Origin of the sequence: Streptomyces hundungensis, from assembly GCF_003627815.1 — a bacterium.
GTDB classification, from domain to species: Bacteria; Actinomycetota; Actinomycetes; order Streptomycetales; family Streptomycetaceae; genus Streptomyces; species Streptomyces hundungensis_A.
Genome location: NZ_CP032698.1, coordinates 3034228 through 3053734, shown reverse-complemented (window position 1 = coordinate 3053734; position 19507 = coordinate 3034228). Strand labels below are relative to the sequence as shown.

Annotated in this window: 12 protein-coding genes; 10 read left to right on the top strand and 2 right to left on the bottom strand. The window is 73.6% G+C overall.

The features are described from left to right. The first annotated feature begins 123 nt into the window (after positions 1-123). On the top strand, positions 124-861 hold the full coding sequence (locus tag DWB77_RS13525) for a YwiC-like family protein (protein ID WP_246033518.1): 738 nt from the start codon (positions 124-126) through the stop codon (positions 859-861). Positions 862-1406: 545 nt separating this feature from the next. On the opposite strand, the gene DWB77_RS13520 is transcribed toward DWB77_RS13525, so the two are convergent. Beyond that, a complete protein-coding gene (locus DWB77_RS13520) occupies positions 1407-4265 on the bottom strand; it encodes a lysylphosphatidylglycerol synthase transmembrane domain-containing protein (RefSeq protein ID WP_246033517.1) in 2859 nt (952 codons plus the stop codon). Positions 4266-4486: 221 nt separating this feature from the next. On the opposite strand from DWB77_RS13520, the gene DWB77_RS13515 reads away from it, so the two are divergent. The 5 genes from DWB77_RS13515 to nudC all read left to right on the top strand — a co-directional run bounded on the left by DWB77_RS13515 (position 4487) and on the right by nudC (position 15285). Further along, positions 4487-4924 (top strand): MGMT family protein, encoded by a 438-nt coding sequence (locus tag DWB77_RS13515; protein WP_120721509.1) that lies wholly within the window; start codon positions 4487-4489, stop codon positions 4922-4924. Positions 4925-5085: 161 nt separating this feature from the next. Further along, the gene (locus tag DWB77_RS13510; protein WP_120721508.1) at positions 5086-8760 is read left to right on the top strand and encodes an ATP-dependent DNA helicase; all 3675 of its coding nucleotides are present in this window, start codon (positions 5086-5088) and stop codon (positions 8758-8760) included. Positions 8761-9218: 458 nt separating this feature from the next. Continuing rightward, the gene (locus DWB77_RS13505; RefSeq protein WP_120721507.1) at positions 9219-12806 is read left to right on the top strand and encodes a UvrD-helicase domain-containing protein; all 3588 of its coding nucleotides are present in this window, start codon (positions 9219-9221) and stop codon (positions 12804-12806) included. A gap of 10 nt (positions 12807-12816) precedes the next feature. Further along, the gene (locus tag DWB77_RS13500; RefSeq protein WP_120721506.1) at positions 12817-14232 is read left to right on the top strand and encodes a dipeptidase; all 1416 of its coding nucleotides are present in this window, start codon (positions 12817-12819) and stop codon (positions 14230-14232) included. Positions 14233-14304: 72 nt separating this feature from the next. Further along, on the top strand, positions 14305-15285 hold the full coding sequence (nudC, locus tag DWB77_RS13495) for an NAD(+) diphosphatase (RefSeq protein ID WP_120721505.1): 981 nt from the start codon (positions 14305-14307) through the stop codon (positions 15283-15285). Positions 15286-15377: 92 nt separating this feature from the next. On the opposite strand, the gene DWB77_RS13490 is transcribed toward nudC, so the two are convergent. Continuing rightward, the gene (locus DWB77_RS13490; RefSeq protein WP_120721504.1) at positions 15378-15620 is read right to left on the bottom strand and encodes a mycoredoxin; all 243 of its coding nucleotides are present in this window, start codon (positions 15618-15620) and stop codon (positions 15378-15380) included. A 292-nt stretch (positions 15621-15912) separates the two neighbouring features. Between DWB77_RS13490 and DWB77_RS13485 the strand changes: the two genes are divergently transcribed. From DWB77_RS13485 to DWB77_RS13470, 4 genes are all read left to right on the top strand, one after another. Continuing rightward, positions 15913-18093, top strand: coding sequence for an ATP-dependent DNA helicase UvrD2 (locus tag DWB77_RS13485; RefSeq protein WP_162952526.1), 2181 nt, complete (start codon positions 15913-15915; stop codon positions 18091-18093). A 179-nt stretch (positions 18094-18272) separates the two neighbouring features. Next, the gene (locus DWB77_RS13480; protein WP_174248547.1) at positions 18273-18626 is read left to right on the top strand and encodes a hypothetical protein; all 354 of its coding nucleotides are present in this window, start codon (positions 18273-18275) and stop codon (positions 18624-18626) included. Between the two features lie 166 nt (positions 18627-18792). Next, the gene (locus DWB77_RS13475; RefSeq protein WP_120721502.1) at positions 18793-19161 is read left to right on the top strand and encodes a WhiB family transcriptional regulator; all 369 of its coding nucleotides are present in this window, start codon (positions 18793-18795) and stop codon (positions 19159-19161) included. After that, entirely contained in the window at positions 19158-19481 is a 324-nt protein-coding gene (locus DWB77_RS13470; protein ID WP_120721501.1) for a hypothetical protein, read from the top strand. The genes DWB77_RS13475 and DWB77_RS13470 overlap by 4 nt, the downstream gene beginning before the upstream one ends. Positions 19482-19507: the final 26 nt, after the last annotated feature.

Here is a 19507-nt window from a genome sequence, read left to right as displayed (position 1 = left end):
CCGGGTTTACGGGGCGTCTCGTACTTTCGGTCATTCTTCGCGGAATGAGGAAATGGGGCGGGTGTGAGCGGGAGCCGGAGTGTGGGGCGGCGCCGGAGTGCGGGCCGGCGCCGGAGTCGCCGGGTGAGCCGCTGGGTGCCGAACCAGCACGGGGCGTGGGCGATGCTGGCCGTTCCCTTCCTCGCCGGAACCCTCCTCGGCCGGCCGCGCTGGGCGCACGTTCCGCTCCTGGCGGCCTGGCTGCTCGGCTACCTCGCCGTGTACCACGCCCAGCAGTGGCTGCGGCTGACCCGGATCGGCCGCAACCCGAGGGCGCCGCGCCGCCATGTCCGGCCCGCGGTGTGCTGCGGCGCCGGCGCGGCGGCCTTCGGGCTCCCGCTCGCCGTCGGGCGCCCCTGGCTGCTGTGGGCGGCGGCGTGCGCGGTGCCGTTCATCGCGGTCAACTTCCTTTACGCGTACGCCAATCGGGAGCGGGCGCTGGCGAACGGCCTGGCGGCGGTGGTCCCGGCCTGTGCGATGGCGCTGGTGACGTTGCGGGTGGGGGTGGGGGTGGGCGGGTCGTGGGGTGCGGGTGTCGCGCCTGCGGTGGCCTGTCTGCTGTATTTCGCGGGGACGGTTCCGTATGTGAAGACGATGATTCGGGAGCGGGGTTCGCGTGCGTACTACCGGGGTTCGGTCGCCTACCACTGCGCGGCGCTGCCCCTGGCGGCCGCCCTGTCCCCCTGGCTGGCCGTCCCCTTCGCGCTCTTCCTCGCGCGGGCGGTGGTGCTGCCGGGGCGGGGGGTGAGGGTGGGGGTTGTGGGGGTGGGGGAGGTGGCTTGCGGGGTGGGCTTGTTGGGGGTGCTGGTTGCTGTGCTGTGACCCCGCGCCCCCTGTAACTTTGTTTTCGCCCGCAGGCCGTGCGTGGCTGGTCGCGCAGTTCCCCGCGCCCCTAAACCCGCCTTCGGGTGCAGGCCGTGCGTGGCCGCTCGCGCAGTTCCCCGCGCCCCTGAACCCCGTTCTCGTCCGCGGGCCGTGCGGGGCTGGTCGCGCAGTTCCCCGCGCCCCTTCAGGGCGCTGGGGTGGCGGGTTTGCCGTGTGCTTCAGGGAGTTGCGTCACTGCTCAGCGTGGCCGAGGTACGCCCCGCCAGGGGCGCGGGGAACTGCGCGGGAAGCGGGCACGGTCCGCGGACCAAAGCGGGTTTAGGGGCGCGGGGAACTGCGCGGGAAGCGGGCACGGTCCGCGGACCAAAGCGGGTTTAGGGGCGCGGGGAACTGCGCGGGAAGCGGGCACGGTCCGCAGATCCAAGGGGGTTTGGGGGCGCGGGAAGCGGGCACGGTCCGCAGATCCAAGGGGGTTTGGGGGCGCGGGGAACTGCGCGAGACGCGGGCACGGTCCGCAGGTGGAAGGGGGTTGGGGGCCGGGGCTACAACTGGCCCTTGCGGGTTAGGTAGTTGAAGCACAGCCAGCCCGGCAGTACGGGGAGCCAGAACGTCAGCAGGCGGTACAGGAGAACCGCCGAGGTCGCCGTCTCCGCCGTCATGCCGGCGATCGTCAACGCCGTGGACAGCGCCAGCTCAACCGCCCCCACACCCCCCGGCGTCGGCGCCGCGGAGCCGAGCGCGTTGGCGGTCAGGAAGACCACCGCCACGCTCGCGTAGCTCAGCGTGTGGTCACTGCCCGTACCGAACGCCCGGATCGACGCGTCGAGGCACATCACGAACACACCCGTCAGGAGCAGCATCCCCCCGATCCCGGTGATCAGCTTCTGCGGCCGCTGGAGCACGTCCAGCATGCGCGGCACCACACCCGCGAACAGCGACCGCACCCGGCTGACCACGAACTTCCGCAGGAAGGGGACCGCGGTGACGACCAGGATCAGCACGGCCGCCGTGAGCAGCCCCGCGATCACCGTGCGGGACGGCGACAGTTCCGAGGTCTGCTCGGTGCCGGTCACATAGCCGAAGATCAGCAGCAGCGAGATGTGCGAGGCGAGCCCGAAGAGCTGGGAGGCGCCCACGCTCGCCACCGCGAGCCCCGGCCGTACCCCCGCGCGCTGGAGGAAACGGGTGTTGAGGGCGACGCCACCGACCGCCGCCGGCGCCACCAGCTTCACGAAGGAGCCCGCGACCTGCGCGACCACCGCCCGCCAGAACGGCACCCGCTCGGGCACGAAGCCGAGCAGGCTGGCCGCGGCCGCCGGGTAGGACAGCGCGGAGAACAGCACGGCCGTCGCGACCCAGCCCCACTGCGCGTTGGCGACCAGATCGCCGAACTTGATGTTGGTGAGCTGCACCAGCAGGAAGTACGCGGCGAAGGCCCCCGCGACAAAGCTGATCAGCGTCTTGACCTTGATGCGTTCGAGGCGTACCGGCTCCACCGGGGCCTGCGGCCGGATCAGGAGCACCTGGTGACGGATCTGGGTGAGCAGATCGTCCTCGTGCGCCTCGTCCAGGGCCTCGTCGATGGCCAGCTTCTCGGCCTTCTTCTCGGCCTTGACCGCCTTGCGGCCGTCCGGCGCGGCCACGGCTTCGGGATGCGCCGCCGCCTCCTTCGCCGCGGCGGCCTCCGCCGCCTTCGCCTCCCGCGTCGCGTCGGAGGCCTCCAGGACCGCCTCGCGCTCGCGCTGCGCCTGCTCGCGCCCGAGCTTGCGCAGCGTCGCGCGGGTGGAGCGGCTCAGCGCGATGGGCTGGAGCAGCGGAAGGCTGTCGGCGACCGCGTCCGGGCCGAGCACGTCGAGCGCGGAGGCCACCGCACGCTCGGCGCCGACGCGCAGGCCGAGGGTGGTGAGCAGTTGGGCCACGTCCATGCGGAGCACGATGTCGCCGGCCGCGATCTCGCCACCGCGCAGATCGGTCACGATCACCCTGCCGGAACGATCCACCAGGATCGCGTCGCCGGCCAGCCTGCGATGCGCGATCCGGCGCGACTGGAGGGCCTCCACCTGTCGCCAGGTCTCGCGCATCAGCGCGTCGGTGATCTCCTCGTCGTCCAGCGAGTCCAGGGAGCGGCCGCCGGTGTGCTCGTAGACCAGCATCACCGCGTCGGGGCCGAGTTCGGAGGTGGCGATCAGCTTGGGCGCGTTCGCCCCGGCCGCGATCGCCGCGTACGCGAGGAGCGCCTCCTGCTCCAGTGCCTGTCGCAGCGACTGAATCGAGCGGCGGGTGGTGATGGAGCGCAGCGTCAGACGCCGCCACACCCGGTAGAAGAAGCCCTGCGCCTGCTGCTCGCGGTCGACCACCGTGACGTCCAGGGGCGGCCCGTCCTCCAGGGTGACCAGATAGCGCCGGCCCCGCTCGCCCTGCTCCATCGAGTCCGGTACGTCCTCGGCGCGCAGCGCGGTCACCGGGTTGAAGCCGACGTGGCGCAGGCCCGCGAGCAGGGTCTGCCCGGTGGGCCGCACATTGGGCGAGCCGACGGCGTAGAGCGTGCCGTACGCGACGGTCCAGCCGATCAGGATCGTCACGACGATCGAGAACGGGGTGGTCTGCCTGCCGACCAGCACCGCGAAGGAGTTGAGCAGCAGAACGGCCCACAGCGCGACCCGCCAGCGGGGTCTGCGGGCCATTCCGACGGCCGTCATATAGGCGATGACGGGGGCGAGATAGCCGTGCACGGGGTCGGTGAGGCCCCCCGAGGAGGACGGCCGGGTCAGCGCCTCGGTGATCGAGCCGGGCGCGGACTTGGCGACCCACAGGTCGGTGGCGAGGGCGACGCCGTGCGCGAGCACCGCGGCGAGCACGCCGTCGGCGATCCGCAGCCCGTCCCGTTTGATCAGCCGCTCGATGGCGAAGGCGACGGGCAGCACGAGGACGGCGATGCTGGAGGTGAGCCCGGCGAGCCGGATCAGGACGTCCGGGGTGCCGGTGGTGCCCTTGGTGATGTCGTCTTCCAGGCCGGACGTGGTGCCGTGGGCGAACGCGGCGACGGCCAGGACGACGGCGATGGCGAGCACGCCGGTGAGCAGCCGGAGCAGGTCCGAGGGGCGGTGCACGCGGGCGGGCAGCAGCGGTTCGTCCACGGAGACGCGTTCGATGGACCCCGGGGTGTCGTCGCACAGGGCGTCGCCGCGCGGTCCGCACTCCGTGGGGCCGGTTCCTTCGGGGGCTCGGGATCCGTCGGCGCCGGCGGGGCGGTCGTGGTGCGCGGAGGCTTCGGATCCGGTCGTGCGGCCGGGTTCCGCTCCGGGTGTCCCGCCCTCGCCCGTCGGCTCGGGGGCCTTGGACGGGTCGGCCTGCCGCCCCGTTCCAGGGGTGCTGTCCGCCGCCGCCTCGGGTGGCTGCACGCCCCGCTCCTTCGCTGACTGGTCCGACTTGTCTCTGTCTCGTATCACCGCTCACCGCCCGCATGATGGTGGCATGTCCAGAGATCCCAGGGGGGCAGCAGGGTGCATTGCCAGGGCGTGCGCTGTGTGAGTTGCGCCCCTTTGTCGCTCCGCGACCGCGCTGCGTCCGGAAATGACCCGACCCGGGGCGACTGTCGGTGGCGTGCGGCAGGATGGAGCGGATGAGCCAGCAGCAGAGGGACCGGGCGGACCGGGCGGGCGAGGCGCCGCCCGAGCTTCCCGAGTACGCGGAACGGGTCCTCGACGTCGCCGACCGGATCCCGCCCGGACGGGTGATGACCTACGGGGACGTGGCGGAATGGCTCGGCGAGGGCGGCCCCCGCCAGGTCGGCCGGGTCATGGCGCTGTACGGCGGGGCGGCGCCCTGGTGGCGCGTGGTGCGCTCCGACGGCGTGCTGCTCGCGGGCCATGAACTGCGCGCCCTGGAGCGCTACCGGGACGAGGCCACACCGCTGCGCGAGGCCGGCCGCTCCGCCGAGGGCCATCTGCCCCGGCTCGACATGCGGCGGGCGCGCTGGGACGGCTCCGAGGGCGCAGACATCGCCGACGGCTCCGGCGGCGCGGCGGGCGGGCTCGGCGGCGGGGCGGCTCATACCTGACAGCTTCCGCCATCCGGCGCCGCCGGGGGCGGCCACAGGACCGTACGGATGACCCGCTGCGGTTCGGGCACGGTTCGGCGTACCGTCGAGGGTCCGCGCCGACCGCGCGAGCCCCGTCACCACCATCACGACCAGCACACCCACCAGGACCGGCGAACCACGTGAGCTCCTCCTCCTCCACCGGGCGTACGGCGTACCAGCAGGTACGCCGGGCGTCCCCCGGCGCGTACCGGCTGGTGCGAACCCCGCCGGTCCCGGTGGACCCCCCTCTCCTTGACGCACCCCAGCGCAGGGTGGTTGACCACCGCTCGGGTCCGCTTCTCGTGCTCGCGGGGCCCGGCACCGGCAAGACCACCACCCTGGTCGAGGCGGTCGCGGCGCGGGTCGCGGCCGGCACGGACCCCGAGCGCGTCCTGGTGCTCACCTTCAGCCGCAAGGCCGCCGTGGAACTGCGCGACCGCATGGCCCTGCGCCTCGGCGCGGGCGCCAAGAGCCCGCAGGCCACCACGTTCCACTCCTACTGCTACGCCCTGGTCCGCGCGCACCAGGATGCCGAGCTGTTCCGTGAGCCGCTGCGGCTGCTGTCCGGACCCGAGCAGGACGTGGCCGTACGCGACCTCCTGGCCGGGCAGATCGACCTCCAGCGGACCGGGCTCGCCCATGTGAGCTGGCCCGACGAACTGCGCGCCTGCCTGACCACCCGGGGCTTCGCCGACGAGGTCCGCGCGGTGCTCGCCCGCAGCCGCGAACTGGGCCTCGGCCCGGCCTCCCTGGCCCGCTTCGCCGAACGCGCGGGCCGCCCGGACTGGAAGGCGGCCTCCGCCTTCCTCGCCGAATACCTCGACGTGCTCGACCTCCAGGGCGTCCTGGACTACGCCGAACTCGTCCACCGCGCGGTGCTGCTCGCCGAACACGTCGAGCTGCCCTCCTACGACGCGGTCTTCGTCGACGAGTACCAGGACACCGACCCGGCGCAGGTACGGCTCCTTCGGGCGCTCGCGGGCGGCGGGCGCACCCTGGTCGCGTTCGGCGACCCGGACCAGTCGATCTACACCTTCCGGGGCGCCGACATCAACGGCATCCTCGACTTCCCCGCCGCCTTCCCGCGTACGGACAAGAGCCCGGCCCCCGTCGAGGTCCTCACCACCTCGCGCCGCTCGGGCACCGCCCTCCTGGGCGCGACCCGGCTGCTCACCCGCCGCATGCCGCTGCCGCGGCTCCCCGTCGAGCAGGTCCGCGCCCACCGCGAGCTGCGGCCCACCCGCACCGGCGGCCGGGTGGAGGCCTACACGTATCCCACCGCCTCCACGGAACAGGACAACATCGCGGACCTGCTGCGCCGCGCCCATCTCGAAGAGGGCGTCCCCTGGCGGGAGATGGCGGTCCTGGTCCGCGCCGGCACCCGCACCATCCCCGCGCTGCGCCGCGCCCTGACCGCCGCCGGCATCCCCGTGGACACCTCGGGAGCCGACACCCCGCTGCGCGACGAACCCGCGGTGGCGCCGCTCCTGACGGCGCTGCGGGTGGTGGCGCAGGCGGCCCTCAAGGGCGCGGCCGTGCCGCCCACACCGGTCAGCCTCGTCCACCCCGGTAGGGGCCCCGCGGCGGACCCGGCGAGGGAGACCGCCGACAACGACTCCGAGCACGACACCGACACCGAGGTGCCGCCCGCCCGGCTCGACCCCGAGAGCGACCCGGAGACGTCCTCCGCCCGGCTCGACTCCGAGCACGACACCGACACCGAGGTGCCGCCCGCCCGGCTCGACCCCGAGAGCGACCCGGAGACGTCCTCCGCCCGGCTCGACTCCGAGCACGACACCGACACCGAGGTGCCGCCCGCCCGGCTCGACCCCGAGAGCGACCCGGAGACGTCCTCCGCCCGGCTCGACTCCGAGCACGACACCGACACCGAGGTGCCGCCCGCCCGGCTCGACCCCCAGAGCGACACGGAGACGTCCCCCGCCTGGCTCGACCCCGAGACGGCCCACACCCTCCTCGCCTCGCCGCTCGGTGGCATGGACACCGCCGACCTGCGGCGCCTGGGCCGGGCCCTGCGCGACGAGGAGCGGGCCGCCGGCAAGCGCGTCCCGGCCCCCTCCGACGTGCTGCTCGCCCGGGCCCTGGCCGAACCCGAACGGCTCGTCGCCCACGACCCCTCCTACGCCCGGGGCGCCCAGCGCCTCGCCACCCTGCTGCGCAAGGCCCGCGAACTCCTGGCCGGCGGCGGCACCGCGGCCGAGGCGCTCTGGGAGCTGTGGAACGGCACGCCCTGGCCGCAGCGCCTGGAGCGGGCCGCGCTGCGCGGCGGCGCGGGCGGCCGGGCCGCCGACCGCGACCTCGACGCGGTCTGTGCCCTGTTCGACGCCGCGGCCCGCGCCGAGGAGCGCACGGGCGGGCGGGGCGCGCTCAACTTCCTCGAAGAGGTCGACGCCCAGGACATAGCCGCCGACACCCTGACCCGCCGGGCCGCCCGCCCGGACGCGGTACGGCTCATGACCGCCCACCGCTCCAAGGGCCTGGAGTGGAGCCTGGTCGTGGTCGCCGGGGTCCAGGAGGGGCTCTGGCCCGACCTGCGCCGCCGCGGCTCGCTCCTGGAGGCCGACCGGATCGGGCGCGACGGCCTGGCCGAACCGCTGCCCCCGGGCGCCCTCCTGGCCGAGGAACGACGCCTCTTCTACGTCGCGGCCACCCGCGCCCGCGACCGGCTGGTCGTGACCGCCGTCAAGGCCGCGGCCGACGACGGCGACCAGCCGTCCCGCTTCCTCACCGAGCTGGGCGTCGAGCCCCGCGACACCACCGGCCGCCCGCGCCGGCCGCTCGCGGTCGCGGCGCTCGTCGCCGAACTGCGCGCCACCACCATCGACCCGGAGGCCTCCGAGACGCTGCGCGAGGCCGCCGCCGAACGCCTGGGACGGCTGGCCGCGCTCACCGACGACGAGGGCCGGCCGCTGGTCCCCGCCGCGCATCCGCACCGCTGGTGGGGCCTGTACGAGCCGACCCGCTCCGAGGTTCCGCTGCGCGACCGCGACCTGCCCCTGGCCCTGTCGGGCAGCGCCCTCGACCAGCTCGCCAACACCTGCTCCCTGCAATGGTTCCTGGGCCGCGAGGTCAAGGCGGACGCGCCCGCGACGGCCGCCCAGGGCTTCGGCAACGTGGTCCACGTCCTGGCCGACGAGGTCGCCTCCGGCCGTACGCCCGCGGACCTCGCGGTCCTGATGGAACGCCTCGACTCGGTCTGGGACGCGCTCGCCTTCGACGCGCCCTGGAAGTCGGTCCAGGAGAAGCAGAACGCGCGGGCCGCCCTGGAGCGCTTCCTCCAGTGGCACACCCTGGACCGCGGGGGCCGCACCCCGGTCGCCACGGAACACGGCTTCGACGTGACCCTGGAGGCGGGCGAGTACGAGGTCCGCATCCGGGGCTCCATGGACCGCGTCGAGCGGGACGTCGAGGGCCGCGCGTACGTGGTCGACTTCAAAACCGGCAAGCAGGCGCCCACGGCAGCCGAGGTGGCCGCCCACCCGCAGCTCGCCGTCTACCAGCTGGCCGTGCGCGAGGGCGCCCTGGACGAGGCCTTCGAGGGCCACCGCCCCGAGCCCGGCGGCGCCGAACTGGTCCACCTGCGCCAGAGCGCCCCCAAGCGCGAGGGCGGCGACACCCACCCCAAGGTCCAGTCGCAGCCCCCCCTGGAGGGAGCCTGGGTGGGCGACCTCCTGGCCACGGCGGCAGGCAAGGTCCTGGACGAACACTTCACCCCGACCCCGGGAACGCACTGCACCCACTGCACGTTCCGATCCGCGTGCACGGCCCAGCCGGAGGGCCGCCAGGTGGTGGAATAACCCCGACGACCGGGTGCGCGCGACCCCGGGGCCCCACCCACCCGCCCACCCGCTTCTACCCCCTCCCGGGGTCCGGGGCGGCCCGGATCCCCGCGCTCCCGCACCCACTTCCGGGATCGGCAGCGGCCCCCCGCCCCCCACCCCCTCCCGGGGCCCGGAGCGGCCCACACCCCCTCCCGGGGTCCGGGGCGGAGCCCCGAAGGGGGTGCGGGGGGCGAAGCCCCCGCGGCGTCCGGCGACGCCGTCCCGGGGCCCACCCGCCCTCTTCCCCCTCCCGGGGTCCGGGGCGGAGCCCCGAAGGGGGTGCAGGGGGCGAAGCCCCCGCGGGGGGCCCGGGGGCGCAGCCCCCGGCAACAAACAACCTCCCCTCCACCCCCGGAGGGTTTAGGGAAGGGGCGGGGTGGGGGCAAACCCCCACGAACCCCCCACTGTCAGCACCCCCCACTACCCTTTCCGACGTGCCCCCCCACCTCAACGACCCCGAGCAGCTCAAAGAGCTCCTCGGCATCCCCTTCACCCCGGAGCAGACGGCCTGCATCACCGCCCCGCCCGCCCCGCAGGTCATCGTCGCCGGAGCCGGCTCCGGGAAGACGACCGTCATGGCCGCCCGCGTCGTGTGGCTGGTGGGGACCGGACAGGTCGCCGCCGAGCAGGTCCTGGGGCTCACCTTCACCAACAAGGCCGCGGGAGAGCTCGCCGAGCGGGTGCGTACCGCGTTGATCCGCGCCGGCATCACCGACCCCGACGCCCCCGAGCCCGAGCAGGGCGAGCCCGGCATCTCGACGTACCACGCCTTCGCCGGCCGCCTGCTCACCGACCACGGCCTGCGCATAGGGCTCGAGCCGACCTCCCGTCTGCTCGCCGACGCCACCCGGTACCAGCTCGCCGCCCGGGTGCTGCGCGAGGCCCCGGGCCCCTACCCGACGCTGACGAAGTCGTTCGCCTCCCTGGTCAGCGATCTGCTCGCGCTCGACGCCGAGCTCGCCGAACACCTCGTGGCGCCCGAGCGGCTGGCCGCGTACGACCAGGAACTGCTGCGCGCCCTGGACGGCGTGAAGCTCAGCAACGCCGAGCTGCGCAAGGTGCCCGAGGTCGCCGCCGCCCGGCTCGAACTGCTCGACCTCACCACCCGCTACCGGGCCGCCAAGAAGAGCCGGGACCTGCTCGACTTCGGCGACCAGATCGCGCTCTCCGCGGAGCTCGCCCTCACCCACCCCGAGGTCGGCCGGATCCTGCGCGAGCAGTACCGGGTGGTGCTCCTCGACGAGTACCAGGACACCTCCGTCGCCCAGCGCCGCCTGCTCGCCGCGCTCTTCGGCGGCGGCACCGGGCACGCCGTGACCGCCGTCGGCGACCCCTGCCAGGCCATCTACGGCTGGCGCGGCGCCTCCGTCGCCAACCTCGACGACTTCCCCCGCCACTTCCCGTACGCCGACGGCACGCCCGCCACCCGTTACGCGCTCTCCGAGAACCGCCGCAGCGGCGGCCGCCTGCTCGACCTCGCCAACTCCCTTGCCGCGCCGCTGCGTTCGATGCACGAAGGGGTGGAGGCGCTGCGCCCCGCGCCCGGCGCCGAGCGCGACGGCGGCGTCCGCATCGCGCTGCTCGACACCCATCGGGAGGAGATCGAGTGGCTCGCCGACTCGATCGCCCATCTGGTGCGCACCGGAAAGGCGCCCGGCGAGATCGCCGTCCTGTGCCGCACCGCCGGTGATTTCCCGGCGATCCAGGGCGCGTTGGTGGACCGCGACGTCCCCGTCGAGGTCGTCGGCCTGTCCGGGCTGCTCCACCTGCCGGAGGTCGCCGATCTCGTGGCGGTCTGCGAAGTCCTCCAGGACCCGGGAGCCAACGCCCCGCTGGTACGGATCCTGACCGGCCCGCGCTGGCGCATCGGCCCCCGCGACCTGGCGCTGCTCGGCCGGCGCGCCCGCGATCTGGTGCGCCGCGCCCCCGCCGGTTCCGACGACCCCGACCAGCGCCTGGCGGACGCCGTCGAGGGGGTGGACCCGGCCGAGGTGATCTCGCTCGCCGACGCCTTGGACACCTTCCTCGAAGGCGCCGAGGACGACGGCCTGCCCTTCTCCGCCGAGGCCCGGATCCGCTTCGCCCGTCTCGCCGCCGAACTGCGCGACCTGCGCCGCTCCCTCGCCGACCCGCTCATGGACGTCCTGCACCGCGTCCTGAACGTCACGGGCCTCGAAGTCGAACTCTCCGCCTCCCCGCACGCGTTGGCGGCCCGCCGCCGCGAGACGCTCTCCGGCTTCCTCGACACGGCGGCCGGCTTCGCCGCGCTCGACGGCGAGGCCTCCCTGCTCGCCTTCCTCGGCTTCCTGCGCACCGCCGCCCAGTACGAGAAGGGCCTGGACAACGCGCTGCCCGGCGGTGAGAACACGGTGAAGGTCCTCACCGCGCACAAGTCCAAGGGCCTGGAGTGGGATGTCGTCGCGGTCCCCGGCCTGGTCACCGGAACATTCCCCTCCACTCAGGCCAGAGAGGCCTGGACGTCGCAGGCGAAGGTCCTGCCGCACGCGCTGCGCGGCGACGCGCCGACCCTGCCGGTCGTCCCGGAGTGGGACGCGAAGGGCCTCAAGGCGTTCAAGGAAGCGATGAAGGACCACCAGCACACCGAGGAACTGCGCCTGGGATACGTCACGTTCACGCGCCCCCGCTCCCTGCTGCTCGGCTCGGGCCACTGGTGGGGCCCGAGCCAGAAGAAGCCGCGCGGCCCCTCCGACTTCCTGCACGCCCTGTACGAGCACTGCGCGGCCGGCCACGGCGAGATCGAGGCCTGGGCGGACGCGCCGGCCGAGGACGCCGAGAACCCCGCCCTCCACGAGGCAGCGGCCGGCCACGCCTGGCCGCTGCCGCTCGACCCGGAGTCCCTGGCCCGCCGCCGCGCGGCCGCCGAGCGAGTCCTGGCCCACCTGGCGGCCACCCCGGGCCCCGCCTTCTCCACCGCGCCGGACGAGGACGCGCCCGAAGAGGCGGAGCCGTTCCCCCTGGACGGGGGGTTCCCTCCGGACGAGGAGTTCCCTCCGTATGAGGAGGGAGAGTGGGACGACGCCGTCAACTCCCCTTACGAAGAAGGCGAGTTGGCCGACCCGGCCGCCTTCGCCGACGACTGGGACCTGCTCCCGACGGAACGCCCGGCCCCCGTGCTTCCACCCGCCGCAGAGCCCGCCGCAGGGCCCGACGCGGGCGAGCCCGAGCACACCCGTAGCGAGCCCCCCGCCGACCCCGGCGGCCGCGACCACTCCCCGGCCACGGCCCGGACCGCCCGGACCGCCCGCGTCCCCGCCCCCCGCCCGACCCCCGAGGACCGCCGCACCCTGCACTCCTGGGACCGCGACCTGGAGGCGCTCACCACCGAGCTGCGCCGGGCCCGGGCCACCACCCGCGAGGTGGAGCTGCCCGCCGCGCTCACCGCCTCCGAGCTGCTGAGGCTGGCCGCCGACCCGGACGGTTTCGCCAGGGACCTGGCCCGTCCCATGCCGCGCCGCCCGCAGCCGGCCGCCCGCCGGGGCACCCGCTTCCACGCCTGGGTGGAGTCCCGCTTCGAGGAGCTCCCGCTGCCCATGCTCGGCCCCGACGAACTGCCCGGCGCCGACGACAGCGAGGCCGACATCGTGGACGAGCGCGACCTGGCGGCCCTCAAGGAAGCCTTCGAGCGCACCCCGTACGCGTCCCGCACCCCGTACCGCACCGAGGCCCCGATCCAGCTCACGCTGGCCGGCCGGGTGATCAGGGGGCGGGTCGACGCCGTCTACAAGCAGGGCGAGGGCGCCCTCGCCACGTACGAGATCGTCGACTGGAAGACCGGCCGCCAAGCCACCGCCGACCCCCTCCAGCTGGCCGTCTACCGGGTCGCCTGGGCCGAGCAGCTGGGCATTCCGCTGGAGTCGGTCGAGGCCGCGTTCGTCTACGTACGCACAGGTGAGACGGTGCGTCCGAGCCGTCTGCCGGACCGGGCCGAGCTGGAGGCCATCCTGCTCGGCCGCGGTCCGCGGAGCGGACCGGGGGACCGGCCACCACACCCGGCCGGATAGGCTCAAGGGCATGAGCGAGACCCCGGACAGCGCCGTCCAGACCGCCACCGCGGCGGTGCGCACGTACATCGAGCAGCATCGCGCCGCGTTCCTCGACGACCTCGCACAGTGGCTGCGCATCCCGTCCGTGTCGGCCCAGCCCGAGCACGACGCCGATGTGCGCCGCAGCGCCGACTGGCTGGCCGCGGCACTGCGCGAGACCGGGTTCCCGGAGGTCGAGATCCTCCAGACACCCGGGGCCCCCGCCGTCTTCGCCGAGTGGCCCTCGGGCGAGCCGGGCGCACCCACCGTCCTGGTCTACGGCCACCACGACGTCCAGCCCGCGGCCCGCGAGGACGGCTGGCACAGCGACCCGTTCGAGCCGGTGATCACCGACGGCCGGATGTACGCGCGGGGCGCCGCCGACGACAAGGGCCAGGTGTTCTTCCACACCCTCGGCGTGCGCGCCCACCTCGCCGCCACCGGCCGCACCGCTCCCGCCGTCAACCTGAAGCTCCTGATCGAGGGGGAGGAGGAGTCCGGTTCGCCGCACTTCCGCGCCCTGGTCGAGGAGCACGCCGAGCGCCTCGCGGCCGACGCCGTGATCGTGTCCGACACCGGCATGTGGTCCGAGGACACCCCGACCGTGTGCACCGGCATGCGCGGCCTCGCCGAGTGCGAGATCCAGCTGTACGGTCCCGGCCAGGACATCCACTCCGGCTCCTTCGGCGGCGCCGTCCCCAACCCGGCGACGGCCGCGGCCCGCCTGGTCGCGGCCCTGCACGACGCCGACCAGCACGTCACCGTCCCCGGCTTCTACGACGGCATCGCCGAGCTGACCGACGCCGAGCGCGAACTCTTCGCCGAGCTGCCCTTCGACGAGACCGAGTGGCTGCGCACGGCCCGCTCGGGGGCGACTTACGGCGAGGCCGGATTCTCCACCCTGGAACGGATCTGGGCCCGCCCGACCGCCGAGGTCAACGGCATCGGCGGCGGCTACCAGGGCCCCGGCGGCAAGACGATCATCCCCGCGTCGGCGATGGTGAAGCTGTCCTTCCGCCTGGTGGCGGGCCAGGACCCCCAGCACATCGAGAAGCGCGTCACCGACTGGGTCGGGGAGCAGCTCCCGGCCGGGATCCGGCACGAGATCACCTGGAGCGCGGCCACCAGGCCGTGTCTCACCCCGCTCGGCCACCCCGCCCTCCAGTCCGTCGTGCGGGCCATGAGCCAGGCCTTCGGCACCAAGGTCCGCTTCACCCGCGAGGGCGGCTCGGGCCCCGCGGCGGACCTCCAGGACGTGCTGGCCGCACCCGTCCTCTTCCTGGGGATCTCGGTGCCCTCCGACGGCTGGCACGCGCCCAACGAGAAGGTCGAGCTCGACCTCCTGTTCAAGGGCGTCGAGACCGCGGCCCTCCTGTGGAGCGACCTCGCCGCCACCGCAGTCTGAGCCGCCGGCCCGAGCCGCCGGTCGACGGAAAACGCCGAACACACCATCCACCCGGGGGAGTTGGAAGCACCTGTGAGCACCACCAGCAGTGAACCGTTCACGGACCGACCGATCGGCCTCACGTCGCCCATCGGCCTGACCGAGCCCAGCGGCATCGACCGGGCGGCCCACCACCGCCTGGACGAGGCCTGGCTGGCCGCCGCCTGGAGCCACCCGACGACCCGGGTCTTCGTGGTCTCCGGCGGCCAGGTCCTCATCGACGAGCCCACCGACGGCACGGACGGCGAGGAGGCGCGCACCGAACTCGTCATGACCCCGGCGTTCGAAGCCCCGGTCACCGAGACCCACCGCTACTTCCTGGGCACCGACGAGGACGGCGTCAGCTACTTCGCCCTCCAGAAGGACGCGCTGCCCGGCCGCATGGACCAGTCGGCGCGCCCCGCCGGGCTGCGCGAGGCCGGGCTGCTCCTGTCACCCCGCGAGGCGAGCCTGGTGACGCATGCCGTCGCCCTGGAGAACTGGCAGCGCCTGCACCGCTTCTGCTCCCGCTGCGGCGAACGCACCGTGATCGCCGCGGCCGGTCACATCCGCCGCTGCCCGGCCTGCGGCGCCGAGCACTACCCGCGCACCGACCCCGCCGTGATCATGCTGGTCACCGACGAGCACGACCGGGCCCTGCTCGGCCGCCAGGTGCACTGGCCCGAGGGCCGCTTCTCCACCCTGGCGGGGTTCGTGGAGCCCGGCGAGTCCATCGAGCAGTCGGTACGCCGCGAGGTCTTCGAGGAGGCCGGTGTGACGGTCGGCCCGGTCGAGTACGTCGCGAGCCAGCCCTGGCCCTTCCCGTCCAGCCTGATGCTCGGCTTCATGGCGAAGGCCATCTCGTCCGAGATCAACGTGGACGGCGAGGAGATCCACGAGGCCCGCTGGTTCTCCCGCGAGGACCTGGCCGCCGCCTTCGAGTCCGGCGAGGTCCTGCCCCCGTACGGCATCTCGATCGCGGCCCGCCTCATCGAGCTCTGGTACGGCAAGCCCCTGCCGAAGCCCAGCCACTGAGGGCCGGGCTCCGCGTAGGGCTTCCGGCCTCGGCCGGGCATGAGCAGGGCCCCCGTCCGACCGTGGACGGGGGCCCTGTTCGTGGTCCGGTCTCAGACGCCGATCTTCTGCTTGACCTGCGCGAGCGACGGGTTGGTGAGCGTGGAGCCGTCGTCGAAGAGCACCGTGGGCACCGTCTGGTTGCCGCCGTTGGCCTTCTCCACGAACGCCGCGGACGCCGGGTCGTGCTCGATGTTGACCTCGGTGTACGCGATGCCCTCGCGGTCCATCTGCTTCTTCAGCCGCTGGCAGTAGCCGCACCAGGTGGTGCTGTACATCGTCACAGTGCCCGGCATGTGTCTCGCGCTCCTCTGTATCGCTCGTATCGCTTCACTGGCGTGCGCGCCCCGCCGAATGCGGTTCCGCAGGCAGTGGAACGTACGGGGGGCGAGCGCCATTCCCGCACGGGCGGCGCATGTGACCAAATCGGCGGGTGCGGACGGGTGCGGACGGGTGCGGACGGGTGCGGCCGGGTGCGGCCCGCGGGACCGGGGGACGGCGGGCGCGACGGCCGTATTAGTACGACCGCGGCCGTCGCCTGTGGACAACGCGGCGCGGCCGCCCCGGGCGACCTGGCAGCATGGCGGGGTGACATCAGCAACGCACTCCACTCTCTTCCCACCGGTCCCCGACACGGCCGACGCGGTGCTCGACGGGCTCGACCCCGAGCAGCGCGAGGTCGCGACGGCGATGCGGGGCCCGGTGTGCGTGCTGGCGGGCGCCGGCACGGGCAAGACCCGCGCGATCACCCACCGGATCGCGTACGGGGTGCGTTCGGGCATCTTCCCGCCGGCCGGCGTGCTGGCCCTCACGTTCACCAACCGGGCGGCCGCCGAGATGCGCGGACGCTTGCGTGACCTGGGCGTCGGCGGCGTCCAGGCGCGCACCTTCCACTCGGCGGCGCTGCGCCAGCTCCAGTTCTTCTGGCCGGCTGCGGTCGGCGGCCAGCCGCCCCGGCTCGTCGAGCGCAAGGTCCAGCTCGTCGCCGAGGCGGCCGCCCGCAGCGGACTGCGCCTGGACCGCAACGAGCTGCGGGACGTGACCGGCGAGATCGAGTGGGCCAAGGTCACCCAGACCGTCCCCGACGACTACCCGGGCGTCGTCGCCAAGTCCCACCGCGAACCGCCCCGCGGCCCCGCCGAGATCGCCCAGATCTACCGGACGTACGAGCAGCTCAAGCAGGACCGGGTGGTGATCGACTTCGAGGACGTGCTGCTGCTCATGGTCGGCATCCTCCAGTACCGGGACGACCTCGCGCAGAAGGTCCGCAGCCAGTACCAGCACTTCGTGGTGGACGAGTACCAGGACGTCAGCCCCCTCCAACAGCGGCTGCTCGACCTGTGGCTCGGCGGCCGCGACACCCTGTGCGTGGTGGGCGACGCCAGCCAGACCATCTACTCCTTCACCGGCGCCACCCCCGACTACCTGCTCGACTTCCGCACCCGTCACGCCAACGCGACCGTGGTCAAGCTGGTCCGCGACTACCGCTCCACCCCCCAGGTCGTGCACCTCGCCAACGGACTGCTCAGCCAGGCCAAGGGCCGCGCCGCCGAGCACCGTCTGGAGCTGGTCTCCCAGCGCCCGGCGGGCCCCGAGCCCCTCTATACGGAGTACGCCGACGAGCCCGCCGAGGCCGAGGGAGTCGCGCGGCGCATCCGCGACCTCATCCGCTCCGGGGTCCCGGCCGGCGAGATCGCCGTGCTGTACCGGATCAACGCCCAGTCCGAGATCTACGAACAGGCCCTCGCCGATCTGGACGTGCCCTACCAGCTGCGCGGCGCCGAGCGCTTCTTCGAGCGCCCCGAGGTCCGCGAGGCGATGACCGCGCTCGCCGGCGCTTCCGTGGCCGGCCGCAACGACGCACTGCTCGACGAGGCGGTGGACGTGCCGACACAGGTGCGGGCCGTGCTCGGCACCAAGGGCTGGACGGCCGTGCCCCCCAAGGGCTCCGGCGCGGTGCGCGACAAGTGGGAGTCACTGGCCGCGTTCGTCCGCCTCGCCGAGGACTATGTGAAGGCCAGGCCCGACGCGACGCTCTCCGACCTGGTCGCCGAGTTGCGCGCCCGGCAGGAGGTCCAGCACGCGCCGACCGTGCAGGGCGTCACCCTCGCCTCGCTGCACGCGGCCAAGGGCCTGGAGTGGGACGCCGTGTTCCTGGTGGGCCTCACCGAGGGCATGTTGCCGATCACCTACGCCAAGACGGACGAGCAGATCGAGGAGGAGCGGCGGCTCCTGTACGTCGGCGTCACCCGGGCCCGGGCCCACCTCGGGCTCTCGTGGTCGCTCTCGCGCTCTCCCGGCGGCCGCCCCAGCCGTCGCCCCAGCCACTTCCTGGACGGCCTGCGCCCGGGCTCCGGCTCCCGCGCCCGCGCGGCGGCGGGCGGGGCGGGCGGCGTGGAGCGCGGCCCCGCTCCCCGCAAGCGCACCCGCCGGGGCCCGGTGCTGTGCCGGGTGTGCGGTGCGACGCTCACCGAGGCCGGCGAGATGAAGCTGATGCGCTGCGAGGACTGCCCGTCCGACATGGACGAGGCGCTGTACGAGCGGCTCCGGGACTGGCGCGCCCACCAGGCGCGGGAGCTGGGCATGCCCCCGTACGTCGTCTTCACGGACAAGACGCTGATGGCGATCGCGGAGGCCGTGCCGGCCAGCGGTCCGGAGCTCGCCGTGATCTCCGGCGTCGGCGCCCGCAAGCTGGACCGGTTCGGCACCGATGTGTTGGCCATCTGCGCAGGTGAGGAGCCGGAGGGAGCCGATGAAGAAGGTTCCTGAAAACTCGTCGAAAAAATAGTTTGCGCCCGCCAGGGGAATCCCCATAGGTTCTTAACCACGGAAACAAGAGCTTCTCCGAAGCCTGGTCTCCGTGCTGTACTTAGCTGTACTTATCCGCATACGCATGGGATCACGCCGCGAGGCCGAAGTCCCCGAGACGCCGAGAGGAGGCGAGACCAGTGGCCAGCTTCATTCAGATCGACACCAGCTTCATCAGCACCAAAGTGACGGACCGCTCGGTCGCCGCCACCTGCACGCTCGGCTCTTCCTTCCAGGGCACCGGTCTGTCCACCGGCGTCTTCGGTCTGCTCGGCCTCTCCGCCGTCATGCCGGCCTCCCTGGCGAGCTTCCCCGTGCGTGATGAGCGTAATGAGCGACCGATCCAGGCGCCGGGAGCAGCAGTAGCGAAGGGACGGGCCCAGGCCCACGCCCTCGCCGCGACCGGTGCGGGAGCCGAGAAGCAGACGAAGAAGTACCAGCACCACACGATGTGGGCCTTCCGTGGGCTCGAACCCTGGAGCGATCCAGCCTGATCAGGATCAGGCAGGAGCCTTCAGGGCCGCGGAACCCCACCAGGGATCCGCGGCCCTTCTGTTTGTCCCGAACCGGGACGGGCGGAGCGAAGGGGGCCTCGGTACCAGCCGACACCCGGCCGACCGGCCGGACCGACACAGCCGACAAGACGAGGAAGAAAACACCGTGCAACTCGAAGCGCACGCCCCGTCCGTACCGCCCGCCCCGACTCTCCCCCCGTCCGGTCTCACGGAGGACCCCGCCTTGACTCCCCTCACCGCGCTCACCGCGCTCGACGACGCCATCGAGAACCTCGGCGTACCCGTCCCCTGCCGTTCCTTCGACCCGGAGGTCTTCTTCGCCGAGTCCCCGGCGGACGTCGAGTACGCCAAGTCGCTCTGCCAGACCTGCCCCCTGATGGCCGCCTGCCTCGCGGGTGCCAAGGAGCGGCGCGAGCCGTGGGGCGTCTGGGGCGGGGAGCTCTTCGTCCAGGGTGTGGTCGTGGCCCGCAAGCGGCCGCGTGGTCGCCCGCGCAAGAACCCGGTCGCCGCATGAACCGCCCGGGAACCATCGACCAGCCCCGAACGAACGACCCCCAGAAGCAGGCCCCGATGACGACGTCCGCAAGTGAGCCCACCGGCTCCGCGACCCCAGACTTCACCACCACCGGCGCGAACGAGTCGCGTCAGAACAGGACCCTCGAAATGCAACTCATGCCAGAAGCCATGGCGCGTGCCCATATGCATCAGCGCCTGCGGGAAGCCGAGGTGGAGCGCCAGGCGGTACGCCTGGTCGCCGCCCGGCGCATGCAGCGGCGCGCCGAGCGCGCGTCGATGCGTGCCCGCCGTGCCCTCGCCATGGCCGTCATGCACTGACGTCCACTTAGCAACAGAACGTACGC

Coding starts and splice junctions, on each gene's coding strand:
- DWB77_RS13515 (WP_120721509.1), top strand. CDS start 4,487: ATGAGCCAGCAGCAGAGGGACCGGGCGGACCGGGCGGGCGAGGCGCCG.
- DWB77_RS13500 (WP_120721506.1), top strand. CDS start 12,817: ATGAGCGAGACCCCGGACAGCGCCGTCCAGACCGCCACCGCGGCGGTG.
- DWB77_RS13490 (WP_120721504.1), bottom strand. CDS start 15,620: ATGCCGGGCACTGTGACGATGTACAGCACCACCTGGTGCGGCTACTGC.
- DWB77_RS13470 (WP_120721501.1), top strand. CDS start 19,158: ATGAACCGCCCGGGAACCATCGACCAGCCCCGAACGAACGACCCCCAG.